Genomic DNA, 25,166 nt, shown 5'->3' on the forward strand with positions numbered 1-25,166 from the left:
GGACGACCCTGACGGAACCAAGGGTCCGGCCGCGTACGACGGGCCGCACTGTGTGCGACAAGGACCCGGTCTCATATGAGGCCAGACGCGGCCCCGCGGTCAAGAGCCCGGGGGCACACACGTGTGAAGCCGAAACGACACGCGCGGATGAAGCCGTACGCACACGCGCGCGTGTGAAGGCTCAGGAAGCGGTGGGACGGTCAGGAAGCCGACGAGAGGGTCAGGAAGCCGGCTGCTCCCCCGCCGCGCCCCCCGTCGTGGCCATCCGGGACGAGAGCGCGCTGTTGAAGCGCGTGAGGAGCGAGCAGAAGGCCTCGCGCTCCTCCGGCGCCCAGTCATCGGTCAGCTCGGCCATCAACTGACGCCTGGAGGAGCGCACTTCGTCGAGACGGGACTGCCCGCGCGGCGACAGCTGGAGCACCACGGCGCGTCCGTCCTCGGGGTGCGAGGTCCGCTTGACGAGACCGGTGTCGACCAGCGGGGCCACCTGCCGGGTGACCGTCGAGGAGTCGATGCCCATGCTCGCGGCGAGCGCCTTGACGCCCATCGGGCCTTCCTTGTCGAGGCGGTTGAGCAGCAGGTATGCGGCGCGGTCCATGGAGTTGCGGACCTGCCCCACTCCGCCGAGCCGGGTCTGTTCGGCACGGCGCGCGAACAACGCGACCTCGTGCTGAAGCGTGTCGAGGAGACCGGTGTCACCGACGGTCGTCATGTCCATCGACATTTCTGGTGTTGTGGGCATGGCCGGGGGCTCAATTCATGCGTGGGGAGCTGGGTTGGGGGAAAGGGTACGCGGCCCGGACGCGGGTCGTACCGACGCTGAGTAAAACCGGTCTCGGCCCGTGGTCACACCAGGAGTCCTCGGGTGTGAACTGGGAGACTGGTGGTCATGAGCTACAGCACGGCCGACTCCATGCCCAGGGTGACTCTGGACGACGTACGAGGCGCCCAGAAGATGCTCACGGGCGTGGCGCGGACGACCGCGATGGAGGGCAGCAGGTACCTGTCCCAGCTGGTGGGCGCCCCGGTGCACTTCAAGTGCGAGAACCTCCAGCGCACCGGCTCGTTCAAGCTGCGTGGCGCGTATGTGCGCATCGCCGGGCTGCTTCCGGAGGAGCGCGCCGCGGGGGTGGTCGCGGCCAGCGCGGGCAACCACGCGCAGGGCGTCGCCCTCGCCTCCTCGCTGCTCGGCGTGCGCTCCACGGTCTTCATGCCGACCGGCGCCCCGCTGCCGAAGGTCGCGGCCACCCGCGACTACGGCGCCGAGGTGAGGCTGCACGGTCAGGTGGTCGACGAGACGCTGGCCGCCGCGCAGGAGTACGCGGCCGAGACGGGCGCGGTGTTCATCCACCCCTTCGACCACCCCGACATCATCGCGGGTCAGGGCACGGTCGGCCTGGAGATCCTGGAGCAGTGCCCGGAGGTGCGCACGATCGTCGTCGGGATCGGCGGCGGGGGGCTGGCCGCGGGCATCGCGGTCGCGGTGAAGGCGCTGCGCCCCGATGTGCGGATCATCGGCGTGCAGGCGGCGGGCGCGGCGGCGTATCCGCCCTCGCTGGCGGCAGGGCGTCCGGTGTCGATCGACAACCCGGCGACGATGGCCGACGGCATCAAGGTCGGACGGCCCGGCGATGTGCCGTTCCGGATCGTCGAGGAGCTGGTGGACGAGGTCCGCACGGTGTCGGAGAGCCATCTGTCGAGCGCGCTGCTGCTCTGTCTGGAGCGGGCCAAGCTGGTCGTCGAACCGGCGGGCGCGAGCCCCGTCGCGGCGTTGCTGAGCGAGCCCGGGACCTTCGAGGGCCCGGTCGTCGCGCTGTTGTCGGGCGGCAATGTGGACCCGCTGCTGATGCAGCGCATCCTGCGCCACGGCATGGCCGCGAGCGGCCGCTACCTCGCGGTCACGCTGCGGCTGACGGACCGTCCCGGCGCTCTGGCCACACTTCTCGGGGTGTTGTCAGTGGCGGACGCTAACGTCCTCGATGTGAGCCACGTACGGACCGATCCCCGGCTCGGGCTCACGGAGGTGGAGGTCGAGCTGCACCTGGAGACGAAGGGTCCGGAGCACTGCGCCGAGGTCGGCCGCGCCCTGCGCGAGGCCGGCTACACGGTCATCGACTGAGCGACTGACATCCATCGTCCGAGGTCAGGGCCCCTGTCCTCGAACCTCGGAAAAATCTGTTGAGTAACGCGATACATCGCGTTACGGTGTGTCCTGCCCGTCCACTTCCAGCCTCTCGCTGCGCCCGTCGCGGCCTGTGAGGCGGGACGAGACGGGCAAAGGTAAGAAGTTACCGTGAAAATTCCCCAACGACGTGGAGAACTCACATGCCAGGCGCCATCTATGCCGAAGGCCTGGTGAAGACCTTCGGTGACGTAAGGGCTCTGGACGGCGTCGACCTCGATGTCCCGGAAGGCACCGTCCTTGGCCTGCTGGGACCGAACGGCGCGGGCAAGACGACCGCCGTCCGCTGTCTGACGACCCTCCTGCGCCCCGACAGCGGCAAGGCCGTCGTCGCGGGCGTCGACGTGCTCAAGCACCCCGACGCGGTACGGCGCAGGGTCGGCCTCTCCGGACAGTTCGCGGCCGTCGACGAGTACCTGACCGGCCGCGAGAACCTCCAGATGGTCGGCCAGCTCTACCAGATGAGGGCGAAGGCCGCGAAGGCCCGCGCGGCCGAGCTCCTCGAGCAGTTCAACCTGACGGAGGCCGCCGACCGCCCCGCGAAGACGTACTCGGGCGGTATGCGCCGCCGGCTCGACCTGGCTGCCGCGCTGGTCGTCTCGCCGCCGGTGATGTTCATGGACGAGCCGACGACCGGCCTCGACCCGCGCAACCGGCAGCAGCTGTGGGAGGTCATCAAGCAGCTGGTCACCGGCGGTACGACCCTGCTGCTGACCACGCAGTACCTGGAAGAGGCCGACCACCTCGCGCACGACATCTGTGTGGTCGACCACGGCCGAGTGATCGCCCGCGGTACCGCCGACCAGCTCAAGGCGCAGACCGGCGGCGAGCGCGTCGAGGTCGTCGTGCACGAGCGTGAGCACATAGCGACTGCCTCGGAGGTGCTCCGCGGCTTCGGCAAGGGCGAGACGACCGTCGAGGAGCACACCCGCAAGCTCACCGTGCCCGTCACCGGCGGCGCGAAGCTCCTCGCGGAGGTCATCCGCGAGCTGGACGGCCGCGGCATCGAGATCGACGACATCGGGCTGCGCAGGCCCACGCTCGACGACGTCTTCCTCTCCCTGACCGGACATGTCGCCGAGATGAAGGACGAGGAGAACGGGGTGGCGGGGGACGCGAGGGGCCGCAAGCCGAAGAAGGACCCGGCGAAGAAGGACCCCGTGAAGGACCCGGCGAAGAACGAATCCGCGCAGACGGAAACCGCGCAGACGGAGGCCACGAAGTGAGTGCCGTGACAGACGCCGCCCCCGCGACGGCCCGCCAGGGCGCCGTCGTCCAGTCCGTGCGCGACTCCCTGGTCATCGCCCGCCGGAACTTGATTCGGATGACCCGGATTCCCGAAATGATTCTGTTTGGGCTAATCCAGCCCATCATGTTCGTGGTGCTGTTCACGTACGTGTTCGGCGGTTCCATGCAGATCGGCAACAGCGCCGATCTGGATGTCTACAAGAACTTCCTGATGGCGGGCATCTTCGCGCAGACCGTCACGTTCGCCACCGCCAGCTCCGGTGCGGGCATCGCCGACGACATGCACAAGGGGCTCATCGACCGGTTCCGCTCGCTGCCCATGGCGCGCGGCGCGGTGCTGACCGGGCGTACCGTTGCGGATCTCGTGCAGACGGCCTTGACGCTGTTCGTCCTCGCGATCGTCGCGTTGCTCGTGGGTTGGCGCCCCGGCTCCGTGGAGCCGACCAACTTCGGGAAGATCGTGGGCGGCTTCGGCCTGCTGCTTCTTCTGGGGTACGCCTTCACGTGGATCGGCGCGCTGATCGGCCTGTCGGTGCGCACGCCGGAGGCGGCCACCTCCGGCGGCCTGATCTGGCTGTTCCCGGTGACCTTCATCTCGAACGCGTTCGTGGACTCCAGCAAGATGACCCCGTGGCTGCGTCACATCGCTGAGTGGAACCCGTTCAGCGCGACCGTTCAGGCGTGCCGCAAGCTCTTCGGCGACCCGGGTCTGTCCCCGTCTGATGCCTGGCCGATGCAGCACCCCGTCTGGGCGTCGCTGATCTACTCGATCCTGATCATCGTCGTCTTCCGCACGCTCGCGGTCCGCAAGTACCGCCGGGCGACCAGTTGATGGCTCGGCCTTCCCGGATCCCCTTCGCCAAAGTCGGCTAGGTTGCGGTTGGCCTGGGTGCGGCTCCGACTAGGAACGACGACCCACCTCGAAGCCCCTCCACGACATGGACGCTGTTGGTCAATTCCACCCCGCGGAGCTCATCTGGTGGGGCGGAATCGACCAACAGCGTCCCCTTTCTACGAGAAAGGCTCAGGGCCTGCCTCAGCCTTGAGTCACAGCGCCCGACGGGGCCTGAGCCACACCTAAGGGGCTGGCGATAACTTGCCTCACCCCGGGAACGAGCCCCGTCAGGGCCTTTCGGGCTTGCGGGCCAGGAGGCAGGCGTGTGGTCGGTTCACCCGTCCGCCGGGCTCCTGCTCCAGTCTCGCGGTGAGGACGAGTCCGGCCTGGTCCAGCAGCTCGACCATGCGGTCCAGGGGCAGAAGGTACGACTCGTAGGACACCGGACGGCCATAGCCGTGGGTCGGCTGGAGTCGCTCATTGCCGACATAGTCTCCCCAGAGCAGGTAGCCGCCGGGCGCGAGCGTGCGGTGGAACTCGGCGAACACCGCCGGCAGCCACTGCGGGGGCGTGTGATGGGTGGAGTACCAGGCCAGAATGCCGCCGAGGTCGTCGTCCCTCATCTCCAGCGCGGTCATCGAGCCCTCGGTGAACCGCAGGTTCGGATAGGCGTTCCGGGCCAGCCCGATCATCTTCGGCGACAGATCGACGCCGAAGGCGGACACCCCCAGCCCGGCCAGGTGCGCCGTCACGCGTCCGGGGCCGCACCCCAGGTCCGCGACCGGCCCCAGAACGGCCGTCCGCACGAGTTCAGCAAACCCCGCCAGCATCGCGCGTGACAGCGGGTCCATCTCGGATGGAGGCGGGACGCGTTCGAGGTAATCGGCGGCGACCGTGTCGTACGACTCGCGGACGGCGGTCAGGAACGAGAGCTCAGCCATGCCGGCGACCCTAGAACGGGGAACTGACAGGCCGTGGCCCCACCTTGAGTTGACCTGCGCGACGTCCACCGCACGTAAGGATTGACCAGAGGCCCCGGCAGTCGCCGGGGCCTCTGTTGTTGGTGCGTGTCAGGAGGTGAGGATGGAGATGCCGTCTCCGAGCAGTTTCAGCCCGATGACGAAGAACAGGACTGCCATCACGGCGACATTGTGCTGAGCTGCCCAGTCTTTCCAGTCGCCGAGCGTGGTTCTGGCTCGCTCTCCTCCGAGGAGGAAGATTCCCAGGGGGGCCAGCAGCCCGAGGGTGGCGATCAGGACGAAGATCGCCAGCGATGCGATCTCCTGCCCGAGCGGCAGTCCGGCTGAGCCGATGGAGGCGGCCGCGGCGATGGTCAGCGGGGCGTTCTTGGCGTTGAGCGCGGCCAAGGCCAGTCCGAGTCCGAAGACCTTGACCGGCGTGAGGCGGTCGATCGCGCCCATCCACTTCGGCAGCTGGGCTTGTGAGGCATCCTTCGGTCGCCGGTGCCATTGCCGGGCGCCGAAGAAGACGAGGAGCACGCCCAGAGCGAGCTTGACGGCTCCCACCCAGGTGGCCGGTTGATTGTGGGAGGAGGCGCCCGCGGGGGAAGCGATGGCCAGCATCACCGCGCCCAGTGCCGAGAGCCCCAGGATCCAGCCGAGGGTGAAGAGGGGGCCGTTGAGACGGCCCCGAGGCGTGGCGAGTATGAGGATGATGGCGATGATCGGGAGCGGGCTGATCGCGACGCCGGCCGCAAGACCCAGCACGTCACCGAGAACTTTGCCCATGATTACCTCCTGGTGGATGGGTCAGGGCGGCGATCGAGTCGAGCAAGGCTTGGTGAGAGTGGGTGACCCAACTACCTGGGCGGCCGGCTGTGGGACTTTCGTGTTCCATCTTCCTGCGCCGTTCCGGATCTGTCCTCGGGAGCTCCTCGGAACGCGGGGACCCCGGCGTTGGCCGGGGTGCGAGCCGGTGTGGGTGGATCCAGGATGGGACATGAGGGCGATGGCGCCTCATGTCCGAGCGCCTGGCGACCCTCGGACCTATCCGTGGCAGGAGAAACTCACGATGACTGCGACGACAGGTGCAACCCAGGCTCACCCCGAGCGCCCGGGAAGGTCGGATGGGGTCTGTAACGAGTTCACCGTCTTCACCAAGATCAAGCCGGGCCATGCCGATGCGTTGCGTGAGGATCTCGCCGCGATGGCCGACGCGGCAGCTGACGAGAGCGTCCATGCGGCGCTGCGCCAGATCGGCACCCTGCATGACGCACGGCACGTGATTTTCGACAACGACACCCGGTTCATGTTCGCCAGCGTCTTCGACGGCTCCTGGGACACGTACATCGACGACTTCGCCCAGACGGTGGTCGGGGCCCGCTTCGACAAGGTCTTCTCGCACAGCGAAGGGTTCCCCGGCGTCACCGATCCAGGGGTGAAGGACTGGTTCGTCGCCCACCAGGAGCCCGCGGGGGTCTTCGTCAGCGCCTATCCCGATCTGACCGTTCAGCAGATCTACAAGGACCACCGCGTGGAGGAGGCGTTCGAGGCGGTGTTGGACACCGCTGAGTTCCGGGCGGCGCTGGACAACCCGGCGAACGCCGAGTTGCTGGCCACACCGGCCTTCCAGAAGCTGCTGGAGGAAGCCGCGGCCTAGAAGTCGGACACGACCGACCCTCGGACACGACCAACCCTCAGAGCCGACCGAACATCGGTGGACCGCGTCGGGCGCGGGTCGGTCGCTGCACGTCTGCCCACGCACAGGCCGCTATGGAGGCACAGGCGATCATGAACACGGTGGCAAGCAGCAGCGCGGCCGGCATGGGCGTGGAGATCGACGACGTCCAGAGCGGGGCACTGCGTCCTCGGCCCGTGCCGTACGAGGGAAAGTTCGTCTTCCTGCGGGTCGACGACCGCCACGCCGGGCGCGCCCTGCTGCGGCGGCTGCTCCCGGTGACCGCGGGCGGTCTGCCCGACGTGGACCGGAGCCAGGATGCCTGGGTGGCCCTGGCGTTCACCTACCAGGGACTGAGGGCCCTGGGGGTGCCCCAGGAGTCGCTGGACAGCTTTCCGCGGGCGTTTCGTGAGGGCATGGCCGCTCGGGCGGAGTTGATCGGCGACGTGGGCGAGAGCGCCCCGGCCCACTGGGAGGCACCGTTCGGAACGGGCGATGTCCATATCGCGTTGAGCGCTCTCTCCTCCGACGCGGCGCAGCTGGACAGGGAGCTGGAGCGGGCTCGCGTCGCCTACGAGGACACGCCCGGTGTCCAGGTGATCTGGCAGCAGGAGGTCCACCAGCTCCCGACCGGGCGCACCACGTTCGGATTCCGCGACGGCATCAGCCATCCGAACATCGAGGGCGTCGGACTGCCCGGCTCCAACCCGCAGGAAGCGCCCATCAAGGCCGGCGAGTTCATCCTCGGCTACCCCGACGAGACCGGCAGCCTGCCGCCCATGCCCAGCCCCGATGTGCTGGGGCGCAACGGAACCTACGCGGCCGTTCGGAAGATCCACACCAACGTGGCGGCCTGGCGGCAGTACCTGCGCGCGAACACCTCCAGCGCCGAGGAAGAGGCACTCCTGGCGGCGAAGATGGTCGGGCGCTGGCCCAGCGGGGCGCCGCTGACGCTGACGCCGGAGCACGATGACCCGGAGCTGGCGGCCGATCCGCACCGCAACAACAACTTCCTGTACCGGGAGAACGACGATCGCGGCTTCCGGTGCCCCGCCGGTGCGCACATCCGGCGCACCAACCCCCGCGATTCCACCATCATCGGCGACGCACGGATGCACCGCCTCATCCGCCGCGGCACCACCTACGGCCCGCCGCTGCCGGAGGGCGTGCTGGAGGACGACGGCGCCGACCGGGGTCTGGTCGGAGTCTTCCTCGGAGCACACCTTGAACGGCAGTTTGAATTCATCAAGGCCGAGTGGGTCAACGACGGCAACTTCATCGGCTACCCCGGCGAGAAGGACCCGGTGGCCGGGCATCACGGCGGAACCGGCAGTGTCACCATCCCGGAGAAGCCGGTGCGGCGCCGTCTGCGGAATCTGCCGAGCTTCGTGGTCACCCGGGGCGGTGAGTACTGCTTCGTGCCGGGTCTGCGTGCCCTGCGCTGGCTCGCCGAGCTGGAGGACTGAGGACAATTCCCACCCCCCGAGGCCCCACACGGTCTTCAAGAAGAGGTCGAAGTCATGGCAGCACAATTCGTCCGCTACACGCCTGACGTCGAAGACGACGACCCGGACTTCGACCGCAACCTGCAGACGGTGATCGAGAAGACCGAGAGCTACATCGCCGAGTCGGTCGAGGCCGGTGGCACCGGACGCGCCCTGCGCGACGCCCACGCCAAGGGCTACGGGCTGGTCCGGGGGGAAGTGGAGATCCTGGACGGGCTCGCGCCCGAGTACGCCCAGGGAATCTACGCGACTCCGGGAACCCACGATGCGCTCATCCGCTTCTCCAACGGCTCGCCCCACGCCGGAGCCGACGCGCGACTGGGCGCCGCCATCGGACTGGCGCTGAAGATCTTCGACATCCCCGGCCCGACCCTGCTGGAGGACGAACCGGACTCGGGCACCTTCGACTACGCCAACATCAACGGACCGATCTTCTTCTGCAACACGGTCGAGCACTACCTGTTCATCCAGGAACTGTTCCTGAACGCGCCGGCCTACTTCTCCCAGGGCCGACCCGGCGCGCATCGCTTCTTCACCGAGTTCGTGACCGGCAAGGGAACGCTGGACCAGGACAACTGGGCGTGGGACGAGTTCCTGGCCTTGCTGCGGCTGTCGAAGACCCCTCCGGCGAACGTGCTGCTGTCGAGCTACTGGACGATGGGCGCGGTCCGGCACGGGGAGCACATCGCCAAGGTGCGCATCACCCCCGACCCGTCCTACGCCGCCGCGGTGGTCCGGCGCACCATCGACCCGGCCTCCGCGCAGGAGGTCTTCCGGCCGGCCCTGCAAGCCGAGCTGCAGGAGCGGCCCTACGCCTTCGACATCCAGGTACAGCTCTGCACCGACCTGGAGCGCATGCCGGTGGAGGACACCACCGTGGAGTGGCCCGAGCAGCTCTCGCCGTCCGTCACCGTGGCCAGACTGCGGCTGCCGCAGCAGGACATCTCCGGCCCGGAAAACCTGGAGAAGATGGACTCACTGTCCTTCACGCCCTGGCGGGTCACCGCCGAGCACGCCCCCCTGGGCAACATCATGCGGGCCCGCAAGGAGGTTTACCGGCGATCCTCCATCGAGCGCCACAAGCTCAACCAGCAGCCGCGCACCGAGCCCCGCAGCGCCGACGAGGTACTCGGCCCGGTCCGATGAAGCCGACGGTGACGGCGGTGAGGCGGACGAAAAGACCCGGGCGTGACGATGCCCCCGGCGCGGCCGGGGGCATCGTCATGGTGGTATGCGGTGGTCGGTCCCGGCTCAGCCCTTGTAGGGCTCGGCCTTGAGGATCTTCACCGAGGCGAGCTTGCCGTTGGGCAGCTCGTACTGGGCGTCCTCGCCGATCTTCTTGCCGTTCACGCCGGAGCCCAGGGGGGACTGGGGCGAGTAGGTCTCGATGTCGGCGCTGGCGTACTCGCGCGAGGCGAGCAGGAAGTCCAGCGTGTCGTCCTCGTCGCCGTCGAAGGCGATGGTGACGACCATGCCGGGGGCGACCATGCCGTCCGCCGCGGGGGCCTCGCCCACCTTGGCGTTCTCCAGGAGCTGGGTCAGCTGGCGCACACGGAGCTCCTGCTTGCCCTGCTCTTCCTTGGCCGCGTGGTACCCGCCGTTCTCGCGCAGGTCGCCCTCCTCGCGCGCGGCCGCGATCTTGGCGGCGATCTCCGTGCGCGCAGGACCAGACAGGTAGTCCAGCTCGGCCCTGAGCTGGTTGTACGCCTCCTGGGTCAGCCAGGTGACGTTCTCGCTGGTCTGGGTCACAGGTGCTCCTCGTAGGTACTGGGAATACAAAGCATCGCCCTACCCAGAAGAATGTGCTTTCACGGGTGGGCGAAACCACGAGCCTAACAATTCCCGGGCAGAAGGGGGAGGACATAAGACATCAGAATTACGTCAACGCAGGTCAGCGCGTAGGTGCCACGGGCGATGCCGGAGGCGGCGAGCGGTGCAGGGGGGTGCAGCGGGTGGTGTCAGTCGGCGTGGCAGCCGAGCAGCTCCGCCGTGCCGCCGCGGGAGGTGGTACGGAGCGTGACGACCTTGTCGATACGGGAGGAGTCCTGGTCGAAACGGAAGTCCGCGCGCCCCACCTCGCTGCCGTCGTCGGCCTGCGAGCGCAGCGTGCAGTAGCCGTGGGCGTTCGCGTCCTTGCGCACTTCCAGGTGCACCTCGACCGCGTTGTCCGAGACGGCCTTGAAGGTGATCACCTCACCGCTGATCTTGTTCGAGAAGACATAGTAGTACGCGAACCAGCCCATCAGGGCGAGCAGGGCCACGCCCAGCACACTGCCGATGACCTTGAGTTTCCGGTCCGCGCGCTCGTCCTCGGAGCGGCCGTACCGGCCCTCGGGCAGCTGTGTGCTCGCCGTGCTCATGATCGTCCTCTCGGGGACGGGGTCCCGGAATTATTCGTCCCCCGATTCCGTCACTATAGAAGCCGCCCATGACGCCGAAACACGCCGGGCGCCGACTTGCCGACTGGCCTCACCGGCCGACTTACTGAGGATCGAGTCTTGACTGACCAGCTGCGACTGATGGCCGTGCACGCCCACCCCGACGACGAGTCGAGCAAGGGCGCGGCCACCATGGCGAAGTACGTGTCCGAGGGGGTGGACGTGCTGGTCGTGACCTGCACGGGCGGGGAGCGCGGCTCCATCCTCAACCCGAAGCTCCAGGGCGACCAGTACATCGAGGAGCACATCCACGAGGTACGCAAGAAGGAGATGGACGAGGCCCGCGAGATCCTCGGCATCAAGCAGGAGTGGCTCGGATTCGTGGACTCCGGCCTTCCGGAGGGTGACCCGCTGCCGCCGCTCCCCGAGGGCTGCTTCGCGCTCGAGGACGTGGACAAGGCGGCCGGAGAGCTGGTCAGGCAGATCCGCTCGTTCCGTCCGCAGGTGATCACCACGTACGACGAGAACGGTGGTTATCCGCACCCCGACCACATCATGACCCACAAGATCTCGATGGTGGCGTTCGAGGGGGCGACGGACACCGAGAAGTACCCGGAATCCGAGTACGGCCCGGCGTTCCAGCCGCAGAAGCTCTACTACAACCAGGGCTTCAACCGCCCGAGGACCGAGGCATTGCACAGCGCCCTCCTTGAGCGCGGTCTGGAGTCGCCGTACGGGGACTGGCTGAAGCGGTGGAGCGAGTTCGAGCGCACCGAGCGCACGCTGACCACGCACGTGCCGTGCGCGGACTTCTTCGAGATCCGTGACAAGGCGCTGATCGCGCACGCCACGCAGATCGACCCCGACGGCGGCTGGTTCAAGGTCCCGATGGAGATCCAGAAGGAGGTCTGGCCGACCGAGGAGTACGAGCTCGCCACCTCTCTGGTCGACACTTCCCTCCCCGAGGACGACCTCTTCGCGGGCATCCGCGACAATGCCTGATATGAGCGCAAGCCTGGCACTGACGCACCTCGTTCCCCTCGCCAAGGAGGTCGACGAGAACAAGGTCACCCCCGGCGTCCTCGGTTTCATCGTCTTCGCGGCGTTGGCCCTGGCGGTGTGGGGCCTGATGAAGTCCATGAACCGGCACATGGGGAAGGTCACCTTCGAGGAAGACCCGGAGAAGCCCGGGAAGGGCGCCGCGGCCTCCGGCAAGGGGAGCGGCTCCGGTGCCGGTCCCGGCGGGAAGGCCTCGCCCGCGAAGGGCTGAGCCTGGTGTGCGGACTCCGGCCACGGGTGGCCGGAGTGCGCACCCTCACCCTCGGCACCGTCCTCTCGTACGAAGGGGTCCGTCCGTACGCGGGGGCGGCCGTCGGCGCGGTCATACCGTGGCCCGCTCCAGCCTGTTGTCCATGCCGCACTGCAGGGCGTACGCGAGGCCGAGCGGGTTGCTCCACGCGTCGGCGAAGTGCCGGGCGAGCCCGTGGACGATCTCGCCCGCGGTCTCCCGGCCGCCGAGATAGCGGGTGACGTACGCGTGGGCGTACTCGGCGGCGAACAGCTGCGGCATCTCGATCTGCGGCCCCAGCACCCCGCCCGCGCCCGCCTCGATGAGCGCGCCGCCCAGGCGGGCCGGCTCGGCGGTGGCGGGCAGCCCGGCGTAACCGGCGTTGAGGAACACCAAGGGGCGCTGCGCGAGCGGGGGGTCGGCGGGGCCGCGCTCGGCGAGGACCGCGGGGACGTCGATGTCCTTGCCGTCGCTCAGCCGAAGGACGAACAGCGGGGCGCTGTCGTCGGCGACGGGTCTGAAGTGCCCGTGGCACCAGAAGTACATCAGCTGCTCGTCGAGCCCGCCGCAGCGCAGGGCGCGCAGCAGTTCGTCGCGCAGGGCGCGTTCGACGCGGACGGTGCCGGTGGCGAGGGCGCTTTCGACCTCGGCGGCCCGGGTGACGCCCTGCGGGTCGAGGCCCTTGTCGTGATTCAGGCTCACCACCGGTGACAAGGGCGGCGGCGGGGCGTCGTGCTCGTCGTCGGCGGGGACCGGGAAGCGCGGGTGGTGACCGCCGGTCTGCTCGATCTGGTGCCGGTAGCCGAGGAAACGGCGGAAGGCGTCGCCGCCGGGGCCGCCGGGCCCGTGCGCGGTGTCCTCGGGCAGCGCGAGCATCGGCCAGGGCAGGAACAGGTTGGAGTCGACGCGGATGCGCAACGGCTCCTCGCGGCTCAGCGCGTCGGTCAGGATCTCGCCGAAGCGCCGGGTGCCCCGGCCGCCGTCGCCGAGCAGCTCCCCGTACAGCAGGTGGGAGCCCTGGCGGGCGAGCTCGTCGAGGATCCCGTGCAGTTCCTGCCGGGGTTCGGCGGTGAGATCCGGGCAGGTGGCGTACGGGAAGTGGGGGCGGCCCCCGACCGGGATCCCGTGCGCGTCGACGGGCTGGAAGTCGACCAGCTCCCGTTTCCACAGCGCCCGCAGATGCGCTGCGGCGGCGGTGACGGCGGCCGGCTTCACGTTCAGCCTCAGCGCGTGCTCGGTCGCGGACGGGGGCGCGGCCGGGCCGTGCATCCGGGCCCGGATGTGGTCGTCGGCGTGGGCGTCGAGGGCGAGGACCAGGTCCGGGTGACGCACGGTGGCGGCCGGGCGGCGGGTGAAGCCGCGGCTGGGGTCCTGGACGACCTGGCTGAGAAGTTCGCGGGCCATCGGGCTCAGGCCCTCCGCGCGGACGGGCGGGGCGCGGGCGCGGTGGGCCGGCGCGGCCCCGGATCGGAGGGGACGACGTCGATCTCGGCCTCGACCTGCTGGAGGACGGTCCCGGTGGCGGGGTCCTCGACGGTGAAACGCAGCCGGTGCGAGCCGGGGCGGTGCGGGGTGAAGCGGAACTCCGCCCCGTCGGTGGGGACGCCGTGTGCGGGGTGGATCTCCGCGTGGCCGAGGGAGGTCGCGCGGGCCGTGAGCGGGGGGAGCGGAGCGGTGGACCACGGGTGCCCGGGCCCGGGTACGACTTCGAGGGCGATACGGGCGGGCACGTCCGGGACGGGTGCGTCGTCGAGCAGGGTCAGCCGGACGTGGGCCCGGGAGTCGTCGGGCCGGTCGCGGTCACCGGGGCGTGGGAAGCCGGGACGCGGTTCGGGCTGGGTGTCGCGGGCGGCGCGCGGGATCACCGGTTCGCCGGCGTCGGTCCACCCGAGCGTGTCCAGCAGGGCGGTGGGGTAGCGGCAGGCCAGTTCGTACGGCGGCTCGCCGCCCGGGGACGGTCCGGCTTCGGCGAGGTCCACCCAGGCCTCGCCCGCCTCGTCGCCGATCCCATGGAACACATGGCGGATCTCGGCCGCCCACTCGCCGTTCAGGAAGCGGTGGGCGGGGGAGCGGAGCGCGTACTCGAGCATGGTCCAGGCCCGCCCGTGCGGGCAGTCCGCCTCTTCGAAGAGCGCCAAGGCCCCCTCGAACAGCCGGTCAGCCTCGCGCCGGCGCTCGTCGGTCCTGTCCGTCCTGTCCGTCCCGTCCGTACGGGCCAGGGTCAGCGCGTGGTGGTGCAGTGTCCATGCCGTCCCGAGCCGGTCGGAGACCTCATGGAAGCGGCCCTGGACGCTCGCGAACTCCTCCTGCCAGGGAAAGCCGGGCTCGTCCGCCCGTGCCACGGTCCACCACAGGTGCGCCCACGCGGCGCCGCGCCGGTCACCCGCGCGCTCGTGCAGCCGACGCGCCTCGGCGAGGGCGTCCGGGTCCGGGGAGCCCGACCGTGTGGCCAGCCGCGCGAGTTCGACGGCCGCCCACGCCTCGCCCGGTGCCTCACCGACCGCCCGGAACGTCTCCCGCGCGGCCTGCAGCAGCCTTCGCGCGTCCTCGGGCCGGCCGCGTAATCGGCACATCCGCCCGTACAGGAAGACCGCCCACGCCTCGCCGCGCCGGTCGCCCGCGACCTGGTGAGCCTCCACGGCCCGCCTCAGCAGCGGTCCGGCCGCGCGCGGATCACCCCGGTCGCAGTGGACGGCGGCCCGGGCGAGCAGCGCCCAGCCGTCGGCGCACCGGTCGGAGGAGAGGGCGGCGGCGTCCTCCCGCGCGTCCGTCGAGCCCACCAGGAGGAAGGACTGCGACCCGGCGAAGGCGCTGATCAGCTCGGCGAGAAGGGACCCGTCCGCCGTCCCCGCGGGGACTCCGTCCACCACCACGACGCAGGGATCTACGGCCAACACGCTCCGGCAGGCCTCGACGACCGTGTCCGCCGCCTCGCCCGACGTCCGCCCGGCCTCCCCCGACCGCTCCCCGGCGTCAGCCACCCGAAAGCGGTACACCGGAAGTCCCGCCTCGTCCGCGGCCTCTCGTGCCACCGCGTCGAGAAACGCGGACCGGTCCGAGTCGGGCGCGCCGCTCACCACCAGGAGCTGTCTGGTCTCCAACTCCCGCCGCGCCGCGGCAAGGTCGCGTGTGCGCCCGACGAACGACACCGAAGTCCCCCTCGTACCCGAACATCCCCACCGAACTAGTGCGCCGCGGTCACCGCCACCCCCATGACCTCCCGGGCGTGCCGGTTCGGCACCATTCCCAGGCGCCAAGCCTGCCATCCCGTGTCCAGGTCGACCCCCCGTTCCAGCAAGAGTTGGTAGGCCTCCACGTAGTCGTCGAGCTTTCCGTCGCGGAGCGGGTGGCCGGTGCGGGAGAGCTGCGCCAGTTCCTCCTGGGCGACGGCGCTGCCCACTTCGAGGCCGCCCGGAGAGCCGTACGGCAGAAGGGTGCACCTCAGGAACCTGGCCCAGTCCTCGCCGCGCCGGTCCCCGTACGAGGCGAACAGGCCGGCCGCCTCGTCGCACAGGGCGAGGGCCACCGGCGTACGGGCGTTTCCGGCGTCGACCACCGCCAGCTCCAGGCAGGTCCACGCCTCGCCGTGGGCCACGCCGATGCGCTGGAAGTCGGCGCGCGCGTCCACCAGGAGCTGGCGGGCGAAGCCCGAGTTGCGCAGGGAGCCGGTCTGGGCGGCCCGTTGGTCGCGAGTGACGCGCGCCGAGTGGTGGCGGGCGCACGCGAGCCCGTACACGTCCCGCATCCGCGAGAACATCGTGCGGGAGCGTTCCAGTTCACGGACCGCCTGGTCCAGGTTGCCGGTCTCCTCCAGGGACTGGCCCAGGTAGTAGATCGTCCATGCCTCGCCGCGCGCGTCCTCGTTCTCCCGGTGCCGGGAGGCCGCCTGGCGCAGGTCCTCGGCCGCGGTGGACGGGTCGCCGTCGACGAGGCGGGCGCGGGCCAGCTGGGTCAGGGCCCAAGCCTCGCCGCGGGCGTCGCGCGTACGGCCGTACAGGTCGAGGGCGTCACGCAACTCCCGTTCCGCGCGCGGAACGTCGCCCATCCGCAGGCCCAGCTGGCCGAGCTGGAAGTGGGCCCACGCCTCGCCGTGCACGGACTCGCCCGCGCGGTGCAGGACCAGGGCCTCGGTGAGCAGGTTCAGGGCGAGGGCGAGATGGCCCCGGTCGCGCTCCACGGCGGCCAGCGCGTGCATCGTCCACGCGCGGTCCGTCGCCAGCTCGGGGGAGGCCTGCAGGTCCATGGCCTCCTGGAGCTTGGCGGCCGCCTCGGTGAGGTTGCCCTGGTGGTGGAGGGTGATGCCGAGGGAGCCCAGGGCCCGGGCCGCGCCCGCGTTGTGGTGCGCCTCGAAGTAGAGGTTCACCACGGACGACAGGGTGGTGTGGGCCTTGTCCAGCTCGCCGAGCTGGCGGGCCGCGATACCGGTGCGCCACTGCACCGAGCGCACCAGCAGGCCCTGGTCGACGGCCTGCGTCAACTCGCTGATCTCGCCCAGGCGGTAGAGGTCGCCGCGCAGCAGGCAGTAGTCGCACAGGGCGCCGAGGAGGTTCAGTACGGCCGCCTGGTTCACGCCTTCCGCGTGGCGCAGGGCGGCCGTGATGAAGCTCGACTCGTCGTCCAGCCAGCGCAGGGCCGCGTCGAGGGAGGTGAAGCCGTGCGGCCCGAACTGATCCGCCCTGGTCGACGTCTTGCCGTCGACCAGGCGGATCACCGAGTCGGCCAGCTCCGCGTAGTTCACGATCAGGCGCTCCTGGGCCGCCGTCCGCTCGGACGGCTCCTCCTCGTCGAGCAGCCGTGCCTGGGCGAAGCCCCGGACGAGGTCGTGCAGCCGGTAGCGGCTGCCGCGGACGTGGTCGATGAGGCCCGCCTGCGCGAGCGCGGTGAGGTGGCGGGTGGCCTCCTGTTCGTCCGTCGCCAGCAGGGAGGCAGCGGCCGCGGCGCCGAGCGAGGCCCGCCCGGCCAGCGCCAGCCGGCGCAGCAGGCGCCTCGCGGTGTCGGTCTGGTCGGTGTAGCGCAGCCACAGCACCCGCTCGACCGGCTCCACGGGGCCGTACGCGCCGAGGTCGGAGGCCAGTTGACGCGGGGTGCGCGGGCCGAGGGAGGAACCCGCGACGCGCAGGGCGAGGGGGAGGCTGCCGCACAGCTCCCGCACCCGGTCGGAGGCTTCGGCGTCGTACGGGTCCGGCTTCTCCTGCGCCGCCGCGTTCAGCAGTTCCTCGGCGGCCGCCGCGTCCAGGGCGTCGACCGAGAGCTGGTGCACCCAGGCGGGGAGGTCGGCGGGCAGGTCGAGCGGTTTGCGGGCCGTGACCAGGACCAGGCTGTCCGAGCGCTCGGGGACCAGGGCGCGGACCTGCTCGGCGTCGCTCGCGTCGTCGAGGACGATCGTGACCGGCAGGCCCGTCAGATGCTGGTGGTACAGCTCGCCGAGGCGTCTGACCTGCTGGTCCTGCGAGGAACTCTCACGGAAGAGGAGCTGCTCGCGGGGTGCGCCGAGCCGGTTGAGGAGGTGGAGCATGGCGTCGCGGGTGGTGCGGGGCGGCTCCTCGGTGCTGTCGCCGCGCAGGTCCACCACGCACGCGCCGCGGAACTGGTCCTTCAGGCTGTGCGCCGCCCGGATCGCGAGGGTGCTGCGGCCCGAGCCGGGGGCGCCGTGCAGGACGACGACGGTCGGCTTCGTCTCGGTGCTGGCGCGGGCCGCGTGCACCCACTGCGCCACCCGGTTCAGCTCGGTCCGGCGCCCCGTGAACGGGCCGGCCGGCTCGGGAAGCTGACCGAACGACTGCTCCAGTACGTTGCGTCTGCGCGCGGCGGCACTCTTGTCCGTGCGCCGCAGCTGGGGCGCACCCTGCTTGGCTCCCGCGGAGGCGTTGAGCACCCGCTGCTGATCGAGGAAGGGCCGGATGCCCCGTACCTCCAGCGCCGTCAGCCACTGGAGCCGCAACTGCTCGGGGCCGCCCGGCTGGCCCAGGGCCCCCGCCCGGCGGCTCGCGGCCGGTACGTGCGAGGCCGTCACCTTGAGCACGGTGGTCGCCGCGCCCACCACGGCGACGGTCGCCCCCGCGCCGACGGCCGCTGCGGCGCCCGTGCCCAGCGCCAGGTCGGCCGCGCAGGCCGCGACGGCGGCAACCACCGCCACCAGCAGAGGAGTTCCGGCGCCCTCCCGGGCGTACCGCTGTCCGAACGTCAGCCGGCCGGCCTCCGCCTCGTCCAGCGCCCGGGTGTACGCCCCGTACTCCTCGGCGGCGGCCTCCGCCATGGTGTCGAGCGCGGGCCGGGCCCGTGACAGCAACACGGCCCCGTCGCTCCGCCCGCCCGAGCGCCGTACCTCTTCCTCCACGGCCCGGGTCAACAGCCGCTCGGCCTCCGCCCGATGGCCTTCCCGCATGTCACGTCCCCCTCCGGCGGCAACTCCTTTACGTTCAAGTGTCCTTGGTGGGGGGCGTGAGCGCGAGGGTGCGACGCGATCAATGGGCTGCTGTGCCCGACGCGTCAGGGACCGGTGACTGCGGCAGGATGGACCCATGCCGAACCGACTGGCCCACGAGACGTCCCCCTACCTGCTTCAGCACGCCGACAACCCCGTCGACTGGTGGCCCTGGTCGGCCGAGGCCTTCGAGGAGGCGCGCAAGCGGGGTGTGCCCGTGCTGCTCAGCGTCGGGTACAGCAGCTGTCACTGGTGTCATGTCATGGCGCACGAGTCCTTCGAGGACGAGGCGACCGCCGCCTACCTCAACGAGCACTTCGTCAGCGTCAAGGTCGACCGTGAGGAGCGGCCCGACGTCGACGCCGTCTACATGGAGGCCGTGCAGGCGGCCACGGGGCAGGGCGGGTGGCCCATGACCGTGTTTCTCACGCCGGATGCGGAGCCCTTCTATTTCGGGACGTACTTTCCGCCCGCGCCCCGGCACGGGATGCCGTCGTTCCGGCAGGTGCTGGAGGGGGTGCACACGGCCTGGACCGATCGCCGGGGCGAGGTCGCCGAGGTCGCGGGGAAGATCGTGCGGGATCTCGCCGAGCGGGAGATGCGTTTCGGGAGCGGCGAGGTGCCCGGCGAGGAGGACCTGGCCGGGGCGCTGCTCGGGCTCACCCGGGAGTACGACGCCTCGCGCGGCGGCTTCGGGGGCGCGCCCAAGTTCCCGCCGTCCATGGTGATCGAGTTCCTGCTGCGGCACCACGCGCGGACCGGTTCCGAGGGCGCGCTCCAGATGGCGCAGGACACCTGTGAGCGGATGGCGCGGGGCGGGATCTACGACCAGTTGGGTGGGGGGTTCGCGCGGTACTCCGTGGATCGCGAGTGGATTGTGCCCCATTTCGAGAAGATGTTGTACGATAATGCACTTTTGTGCAGGGTCTATGCGCATCTCTGGCGCACCACCGGCTCCGAGCTCGCCCGTCGCGTCGCCCTGGAGACCGCCGACTTCATGGTGGGCGAACTCCGCACGAACGAAGGCGGGTTCGCCTCCGCGCTCGACGCCGACAGCGACGACGGCACGGGCAAGCACGTCGAGGGTGCGTACTACGTGTGGACCCCGCGGCAGCTCCGCGAGGTTCTCGGCGCGGAGGACGGCGAACTCGCCGCCCGGTACTTCGGGGTGACGGAGGAGGGGACCTTCGAAGAGGGCTCCTCCGTGCTGCAACTGCCGCAGCAGGACGAGTTGTTCGACGCGGAGAAGGTGGCCGACATGCGGCGTCGGCTGCTCGCCGCGCGGGCCGAGCGACCCGCTCCCGGACGCGACGACAAGATCGTCGCCGCCTGGAACGGGCTCGCCGTCGCCGCCCTCGCGGAGACCGGCGCCTACTTCGACCGCCCCGACCTCGTGGACGCCGCGATCGCCGCCGCGGATCTCCTCGTACGGGTGCACATGGACGACCGGGCGCGACTGTCCCGTACCAGCAAGGACGGGCGGGCCGGGGCCAACGCGGGAGTGTTGGAGGACTACGCGGACGTCGCCGAGGGGTTCCTCGCGCTGGCCTCCGTCACCGGGGAAGGGGTGTGGCTGGAATTCGCCGGGTTCCTGCTCGATCAGGTGATCATGCAGTTCACCGATCCCGAGTCCGGCGCGCTGTACGACACCGCGGCCGACGCCGAGCGGCTCATCCGCCGCCCCCAGGACCCCACCGACAACGCCACGCCCTCCGGCTGGAGCGCGGCGGCCGGTGCCCTGCTGAGCTATGCCGCCCAGACCGGCGCCGAGCCCCATCGGACCGCCGCCGAAAGGGCGTTGGGCGTCGTGAAGGCGCTCGGGCCGCGCGCCCCCCGTTTCATCGGCTGGGGGCTCGCGGTGGCGGAGGCGCTGCTCGACGGGCCGCGTGAGGTCGCGGTCGTGGGGCCGGAGGGGCATCCCCTGACAAAAGCCCTGCATCGGTCGGCGCTGCTCGGCACCGCGCCGGGCGCCGTGGTCGCCGTGGGCACTCCGGAGAGTGACGAGCTGCCGCTCCTTGCCGACCGCCCCCTCGTGCAGGGCGAACCCGCCGCGTATGTCTGCCGTAACTTCACTTGTGACGCTCCGACGACCGATCCCGAACGGCTTCGCACGGCTCTGAGCAGCTGAAACGCAGATCATCAGACCGTCCGTCAACTGGCTGAAACGCGACCGGTGTTCGAATCGTTCAACAAGCGATCGGACTGTGATGAAACACGCTCTTCACCAGATCAGCCTGTGCACTTCACAGATCGCCCATAGTCTTTGCATCGTGACGCGGCGGATGTGACACATCGTCGCGAATGGGGGTTTTGGGATCTGGGGGGATCTGTTGCTTACGTCTGTCTTTATTGCTGCCATTTCACTGGCCTTGTTCTGGATGGCGGCGTTCACTCTCTGGTGGCAGATGCACGCGTGGCGCACGCCCGAGGTGCTCGCGTCCACCCGGTTCAGCAGACCGGACGGCGATGACCGGCTGGCGTTCTCGCTGCTGCTGCCGGCCCGCCACGAACAGGCCGTGCTCGACCACACCATCCAGCGACTGCTGGAATCGAGCCACACCGACTTCGAGATCATCGTCATCGTCGGGCACGACGATCCGGAGACCACCGAGGTCGCCCGGCAGGCCGCGGCCCGCGACGAGCGGGTGCGGGTCGTCGTCGACCACCACGAGAAGAAGAACAAGCCGAAGGCCATGAACACGGCGCTGCCGCACTGCCGCGGCGACGTCGTCGGGGTCTTCGACGCCGAGGACCAGGTCCACCCGGAGCTGCTCGCCCATGTCGACCACGCGTTCCGCACGACGGGTGCGGACGTCGTCCAGGGCGGGGTCCAGCTCATCAACTTCCACTCCAACTGGTACAGCCTGCGCAACTGCCTGGAGTACTTCTTCTGGTTCCGCTCGCGGCTGCACCTGCATGCGCAAAAAGGTTTCATCCCGCTCGGCGGCAACACCGTCTTCGTACGGACGGACGTACTGCGGGAAGCGGACGGCTGGGACCCCGAGTGCCTCGCCGAGGACTGCGACCTGGGGGTACGGCTCTCCAGCGTCGGCAAGAAGGTCGTCGTCGCCTACGACTCCGACATGGTGACCCGGGAGGAGACCCCGGGCAGCCTGGTGTCGCTGATGAAGCAGCGCACCCGATGGAACCAGGGCTTCCTGCAGGTCTACCGCAAGAAGGACTGGAAGCAACTGCCCGGCTTCGGGCAGCGGTTGCTCGCCCGCTACACGCTGATGACGCCGTATCTGCAGGCCGTCTCCGGGGTGGTCATCCCGCTCAACGTGGCCATCGCGCTCTTTCTCGACGTGCCCGTCGGGATCGCCTTCATCACCTTCCTGCCGGCCGTGACCGCCCTGGTCACCTTCGTCTTCGAGCTCGTCGGACTGCACGACTTCGGCAAGCAGTACGGGCTGCGCGTCCGGTTCGTCCACTACCTGAAGCTCGTGGTCGGTGGCCCCTTCTATCAGGTGCTCCTCGCCGGCGCGGCCGTCCGTGCCGTATGGCGTGAGCAAAGGGGCCGCAACGACTGGGAGTTGACCAGTCATGTCGGCGCGCACCTCACCGAGGCCGAAGCGACCCACTAGGACCTGAGGCCACCCGCCGGGCGTCCCCGCCGGCGGGCAGGCCTTGGTTCCGTACGCCTTGGTTCCGCATGCCCCGGTGCCGCAGGCCCTGGTGCCGCAGTCCTTGGGCCCGAACATCCCGAACGTACCGAAAGTCCCGAGAGGACCTTCCCGCGTGACCTCGACACTTCCCGCGGTGACCACGTCCACGGTCCCCGCGACGCGACCCGCCGCGCCCGACATCGTCCACGACCGCCCGCCGCTCCAGCGGCTGCGCACCTCGCGCGCCGACCTGCTGCTGTGCGGCGCCCTGCTGCTGGCGATCATCGTCGTGCAGGGCTGGAACATCACCGACTACCCGACCCTCAGCGACGACGAGGGCACCTATCTCGCCCAGGCGTGGGCCGTGCAGCAGGGCAAGGGCCTCGCGCACTACACGTACTGGTACGACCACCCGCCCCTGGGCTGGATCCAGATAGCCGCCCTGACCTGGATCCCCGCCCACATCAGCCCCTCGCTGATGACGGTCGGCTCGATGCGCGTCGCGATGCTCGTGGTCAGTGCCGCCAGCGCGGTCCTGCTGTACGTCCTCGCGCGCCGTCTCTCGCTGCCGCGCTGGGCCGCGGGCCTCGCGATGGTGCTCTTCGGACTCTCCCCGCTGTCGGTGGTGCTCCAGCGCGAGATCTTCCTCGACAACATCGCGGTGATGTGGACGCTGCTCGCGTTCTGCCTCGCCGCGTCCCCGAGCCGGCACCTCTGGCACCACTTCGGGGCGGGCATCGCGGCCGCGGCCGCCGTGCTCACCAAGGAGACGATGCTCGTCGTCCTGCCCGCACTCCTGGTCACCATGTGGCGCCACGGCCACCGCGACACCCGCAAGTTCGCGCTCACCGGAGCCATCACCGCCTGCGCCCTGATCGGCCTCGCGTACCCGCTGTTCGCCCTGCTCAAGGGCGAGCTGTTCCCGGGCGCGGGCCATGTCTCGCTCTGGGACGGCATCACGTACCAGATGAGCCGCCCCGGCTCCGGCTTCATCCTCGACCCCGGCACCGGCTCGTACGGCGTGCTGCACTCCTGGCTCTACTACGACCGGGTGCTGATCATCGGAGGCCTCGCCGGAGCACTGCTGCTCCTGGCCACCTGGCGCTGGTCCGTCACCGCCCGCGCCCTCGCCGGACCCGCCCTCACGGTGGCGATCCTCGCCCTGGTGGCGCTGCGCCCGAGCGGCTATCTGCCCGCGATGTACATCATCCAGGCGCTGCCGTTCCTCGCGCTGGTCCTCGCCGGAGGCGCCGCCAGCCTCGCCCATCTGGTGCTGCGCAGGTGGCGGAGCGACGAGGAGAAGCCGTACGTCACCTGGGGACGGCGGGTGACGGCGGCCGCGCTCGTGGCGGTCGCCGCGCTCTATGTGCTGCCGCACTGGTACGACGGCGACCGCACCGCCGTGACCGCCGACGCCAACGCCCCCTACCGGGCGGCGGCCACCTGGCTGAAGACCGAGGTCCAGGACCCCGCGGACACCCGGGTCCTGGTCGACGACGCCCTCTGGCTCGACCTGGTCCACGACGGCTACCGCCCCGGGCTCGGCGTCATCTGGTTCTACAAGGCGGACCTCGACCCCGCGGTGACCAGGACGATGCCGCGCGGCTGGAAGGACATCGACTACGTCGTCGCCTCCCCGACGGTGCGGCGTGACGCGGTCGACCTGCCCAACGTCAAGGCGGCCATCGAACATTCGACGCCGGTCGCCACCTTCGGCAAGGGCGCCGACCGGATCGAGATCCGGCAGATCGACGAGAGCACGGGAAACACCATGACCACGACGACGTCCGGGGGCAGTCGATGAGCAGCTTCGAGAGCACCGTCCCCGAGGAGCTCGGCGATCCCGCCGTACGCGCCTCCGAAGTTCCCGAACCCGGCGCCGTCACCATCGTCGTACCGACCTTCAACGAGTCCGCGAACATCCGCGAACTCCTGCGCCGGATCACCGAGTCGGTGCCCGCCCGGCTGCCCTGCGAGGTCGTCTTCGTGGACGACTCCACGGACGACACCCCCGAGGTGATCTCCCGGGAGGCGCAGGACTGCCCGTTCCCGGTGACCGTGCTGCACCGCGAGGAAGCCGTGGGCGGGCTCGGCGGCGCCGTCGTCGAGGGGCTGAAGGCGGCGAGCTCCGACTGGATCGTCGTCATGGACGGCGATCTCCAGCATCCGCCGTCCCTGATACCGGAGTTGGTGGCGTCGGGGGAGCGGTCCGCCGCCGGGCTCGTCGTCGCCAGCCGGTACATCAAGGGCGGCAGCCGCGAGGGCCTCGCGGGCGGTTACCGCATCGCCGTCTCGCGCGGCGCGACCTGGCTGACCAAGACGCTCTTCCCACGCCGACTGCGCGGTATCAGCGATCCGATGAGCGGCTTCTTCGCGATCCGCCGCAGCGCGGTCACCGCCGAGATCCTGCAGCCGCTCGGCTACAAGATCCTCCTCGAACTCGCCGTCCGCAGCCGCCCCCGCGAGGTCACCGAGGTGCCCTTCGTCTTCCAGGACCGGTTCGCGGGCGAGTCCAAGTCGACCGCGCAGGAGGGCTTCCGGTTCCTGCGTCACCTCGTCGGGCTGCGCACCGCCTCGCCGGTCGCCCGCATGGTCGTCTTCGGCCTGATCGGCGCCACCGGCTTCCTGCCGAACCTGCTCGGCCTCTACGCGCTCACCGCCGCCGGCATGCACTACGTACCGGCCGAGATCCTCGCCAACCAGTTCGGCGTCGCCTGGAACTTCCTGCTCATCGAGCATCTGCTGTTCCGCGAGCGCCGAAAGCACCGCAGCTGGTGGGACCGGGTGGGCCGGTTCGCGCTGCTCGCCAACGCCGACCTGGTGCTGCGCATCCCGCTGATCGCCCTGTTCGTCGGCCACTTCGGGATGGGCGCACTGTCCGCCACCGCGTTGGCCCTGGTGATGACCTTCGTCCTGCGCTTCGTGGGCACCGAGGCGCTGGTCTATCTGCCGCGCCGCAGCAGTGGGGCCGCGGGCGGGAGTCACACAACTAGGAGAGCCGCGTGAAACATCTCGCACGACCCAGACGGAGAACCTCACTGCTGGCCGTGGCGGGGCTGGCCGC

At 70.2% G+C, this 25,166-nt stretch carries 20 protein-coding genes; 12 read left to right on the forward strand and 8 right to left on the reverse strand.

Annotated features, from left to right (window positions below; genetic code table 11):
- Positions 1-220: 220 nt before the first annotated feature.
- Positions 221-724, reverse strand: a complete 504-nt coding sequence (locus OG798_RS33345; protein WP_095852861.1) for a MarR family winged helix-turn-helix transcriptional regulator — start codon at positions 722-724, stop codon at positions 221-223.
- A 165-nt stretch (positions 725-889) separates the two neighbouring features.
- On the opposite strand from OG798_RS33345, the gene ilvA reads away from it, so the two are divergent.
- The 3 genes from ilvA to OG798_RS33360 all read left to right on the forward strand — a co-directional run bounded on the left by ilvA (position 890) and on the right by OG798_RS33360 (position 4,262).
- Complete coding sequence (ilvA, locus tag OG798_RS33350; RefSeq protein WP_095852860.1) at positions 890-2,119, forward strand: threonine ammonia-lyase; 1,230 nt, start codon at positions 890-892, stop codon at positions 2,117-2,119.
- A gap of 206 nt (positions 2,120-2,325) precedes the next feature.
- On the forward strand, positions 2,326-3,408 hold the full coding sequence (locus OG798_RS33355; protein WP_095852859.1) for an ATP-binding cassette domain-containing protein: 1,083 nt from the start codon (positions 2,326-2,328) through the stop codon (positions 3,406-3,408).
- Positions 3,405-4,262: an ABC transporter permease gene (locus tag OG798_RS33360; RefSeq protein WP_095852858.1), complete on the forward strand. Its 858-nt coding sequence runs from the start codon at positions 3,405-3,407 to the stop codon at positions 4,260-4,262. Before OG798_RS33355 ends, OG798_RS33360 begins: the two co-directional genes overlap by 4 nt.
- A gap of 290 nt (positions 4,263-4,552) precedes the next feature.
- Here OG798_RS33360 and OG798_RS33365 read toward each other — a convergent pair whose 3' ends face one another.
- Together OG798_RS33365 and OG798_RS33370 are read right to left on the reverse strand one after the other, a co-directional pair.
- On the reverse strand, positions 4,553-5,206 hold the full coding sequence (locus tag OG798_RS33365) for a class I SAM-dependent methyltransferase (RefSeq protein ID WP_328758134.1): 654 nt from the start codon (positions 5,204-5,206) through the stop codon (positions 4,553-4,555).
- A 129-nt stretch (positions 5,207-5,335) separates the two neighbouring features.
- Positions 5,336-6,013, reverse strand: coding sequence for a GAP family protein (locus OG798_RS33370; protein WP_095852856.1), 678 nt, complete (start codon positions 6,011-6,013; stop codon positions 5,336-5,338).
- 283 nt (positions 6,014-6,296) lie between these two features.
- Here OG798_RS33370 and OG798_RS33375 point away from each other — a divergent pair, with 283 nt between their 5' ends.
- The 3 genes from OG798_RS33375 to OG798_RS33385 all read left to right on the forward strand — a co-directional run bounded on the left by OG798_RS33375 (position 6,297) and on the right by OG798_RS33385 (position 9,553).
- On the forward strand, positions 6,297-6,884 hold the full coding sequence (locus tag OG798_RS33375; protein WP_267062698.1) for a hypothetical protein: 588 nt from the start codon (positions 6,297-6,299) through the stop codon (positions 6,882-6,884).
- Between the two features lie 131 nt (positions 6,885-7,015).
- Positions 7,016-8,368, forward strand: coding sequence for a Dyp-type peroxidase (locus tag OG798_RS33380; protein WP_267062699.1), 1,353 nt, complete (start codon positions 7,016-7,018; stop codon positions 8,366-8,368).
- A gap of 54 nt (positions 8,369-8,422) precedes the next feature.
- On the forward strand, positions 8,423-9,553 hold the full coding sequence (locus OG798_RS33385) for a catalase family protein (RefSeq protein WP_328758135.1): 1,131 nt from the start codon (positions 8,423-8,425) through the stop codon (positions 9,551-9,553).
- Positions 9,554-9,658: 105 nt separating this feature from the next.
- Here the strand turns inward: OG798_RS33385 and greA are convergent, their stop codons facing one another.
- A complete protein-coding gene (gene greA / locus OG798_RS33390; protein ID WP_054234773.1) occupies positions 9,659-10,156 on the reverse strand; it encodes a transcription elongation factor GreA in 498 nt (165 codons plus the stop codon).
- 209 nt (positions 10,157-10,365) lie between these two features.
- Positions 10,366-10,767: a DUF4307 domain-containing protein gene (locus tag OG798_RS33395; RefSeq protein ID WP_095852852.1), complete on the reverse strand. Its 402-nt coding sequence runs from the start codon at positions 10,765-10,767 to the stop codon at positions 10,366-10,368.
- A 159-nt stretch (positions 10,768-10,926) separates the two neighbouring features.
- Here OG798_RS33395 and mca point away from each other — a divergent pair, with 159 nt between their 5' ends.
- Complete coding sequence (gene mca / locus OG798_RS33400; RefSeq protein ID WP_067369239.1) at positions 10,927-11,787, forward strand: mycothiol conjugate amidase Mca; 861 nt, start codon at positions 10,927-10,929, stop codon at positions 11,785-11,787.
- A gap of 1 nt (position 11,788) precedes the next feature.
- On the forward strand, positions 11,789-12,055 hold the full coding sequence (locus OG798_RS33405) for a hypothetical protein (protein ID WP_095852850.1): 267 nt from the start codon (positions 11,789-11,791) through the stop codon (positions 12,053-12,055).
- Between the two features lie 111 nt (positions 12,056-12,166).
- Here OG798_RS33405 and OG798_RS33410 read toward each other — a convergent pair whose 3' ends face one another.
- Genes OG798_RS33410 through OG798_RS33420 form a run of 3 tightly spaced genes read right to left on the reverse strand, consistent with a single transcriptional unit; the run spans position 12,167 to position 18,458 of the window.
- Positions 12,167-13,477 carry a hypothetical protein gene (locus OG798_RS33410; RefSeq protein WP_328758136.1) on the reverse strand — a complete coding sequence of 437 codons (1,311 nt, stop codon included), beginning with the start codon at positions 13,475-13,477 and terminating at the stop codon, positions 12,167-12,169.
- Between the two features lie 5 nt (positions 13,478-13,482).
- A complete protein-coding gene (locus tag OG798_RS33415; RefSeq protein WP_328758137.1) occupies positions 13,483-15,222 on the reverse strand; it encodes a tetratricopeptide repeat protein in 1,740 nt (579 codons plus the stop codon).
- A gap of 35 nt (positions 15,223-15,257) precedes the next feature.
- Positions 15,258-18,458 carry an NB-ARC domain-containing protein gene (locus tag OG798_RS33420; RefSeq protein WP_328758138.1) on the reverse strand — a complete coding sequence of 1,067 codons (3,201 nt, stop codon included), beginning with the start codon at positions 18,456-18,458 and terminating at the stop codon, positions 15,258-15,260.
- 136 nt (positions 18,459-18,594) lie between these two features.
- On the opposite strand from OG798_RS33420, the gene OG798_RS33425 reads away from it, so the two are divergent.
- The 4 genes from OG798_RS33425 (at position 18,595) to OG798_RS33440 (ending at position 25,108) form a co-directional block, all read left to right on the forward strand.
- Positions 18,595-20,625, forward strand: a complete 2,031-nt coding sequence (locus tag OG798_RS33425; RefSeq protein WP_121415151.1) for a thioredoxin domain-containing protein — start codon at positions 18,595-18,597, stop codon at positions 20,623-20,625.
- Positions 20,626-20,827: 202 nt separating this feature from the next.
- Positions 20,828-22,081, forward strand: a complete 1,254-nt coding sequence (locus tag OG798_RS33430; protein WP_095852845.1) for a glycosyltransferase — start codon at positions 20,828-20,830, stop codon at positions 22,079-22,081.
- 154 nt (positions 22,082-22,235) lie between these two features.
- Positions 22,236-23,906 (forward strand): ArnT family glycosyltransferase, encoded by a 1,671-nt coding sequence (locus OG798_RS33435; protein WP_097224930.1) that lies wholly within the window; start codon positions 22,236-22,238, stop codon positions 23,904-23,906.
- Entirely contained in the window at positions 23,903-25,108 is a 1,206-nt protein-coding gene (locus tag OG798_RS33440; protein ID WP_095852843.1) for a glycosyltransferase, read from the forward strand. The genes OG798_RS33435 and OG798_RS33440 overlap by 4 nt, the downstream gene beginning before the upstream one ends.
- Positions 25,109-25,166 lie beyond the last annotated feature (58 nt).

The organism is Streptomyces sp. NBC_00271 (assembly GCF_036178845.1).
Classification (GTDB): domain Bacteria; phylum Actinomycetota; class Actinomycetes; order Streptomycetales; family Streptomycetaceae; genus Streptomyces.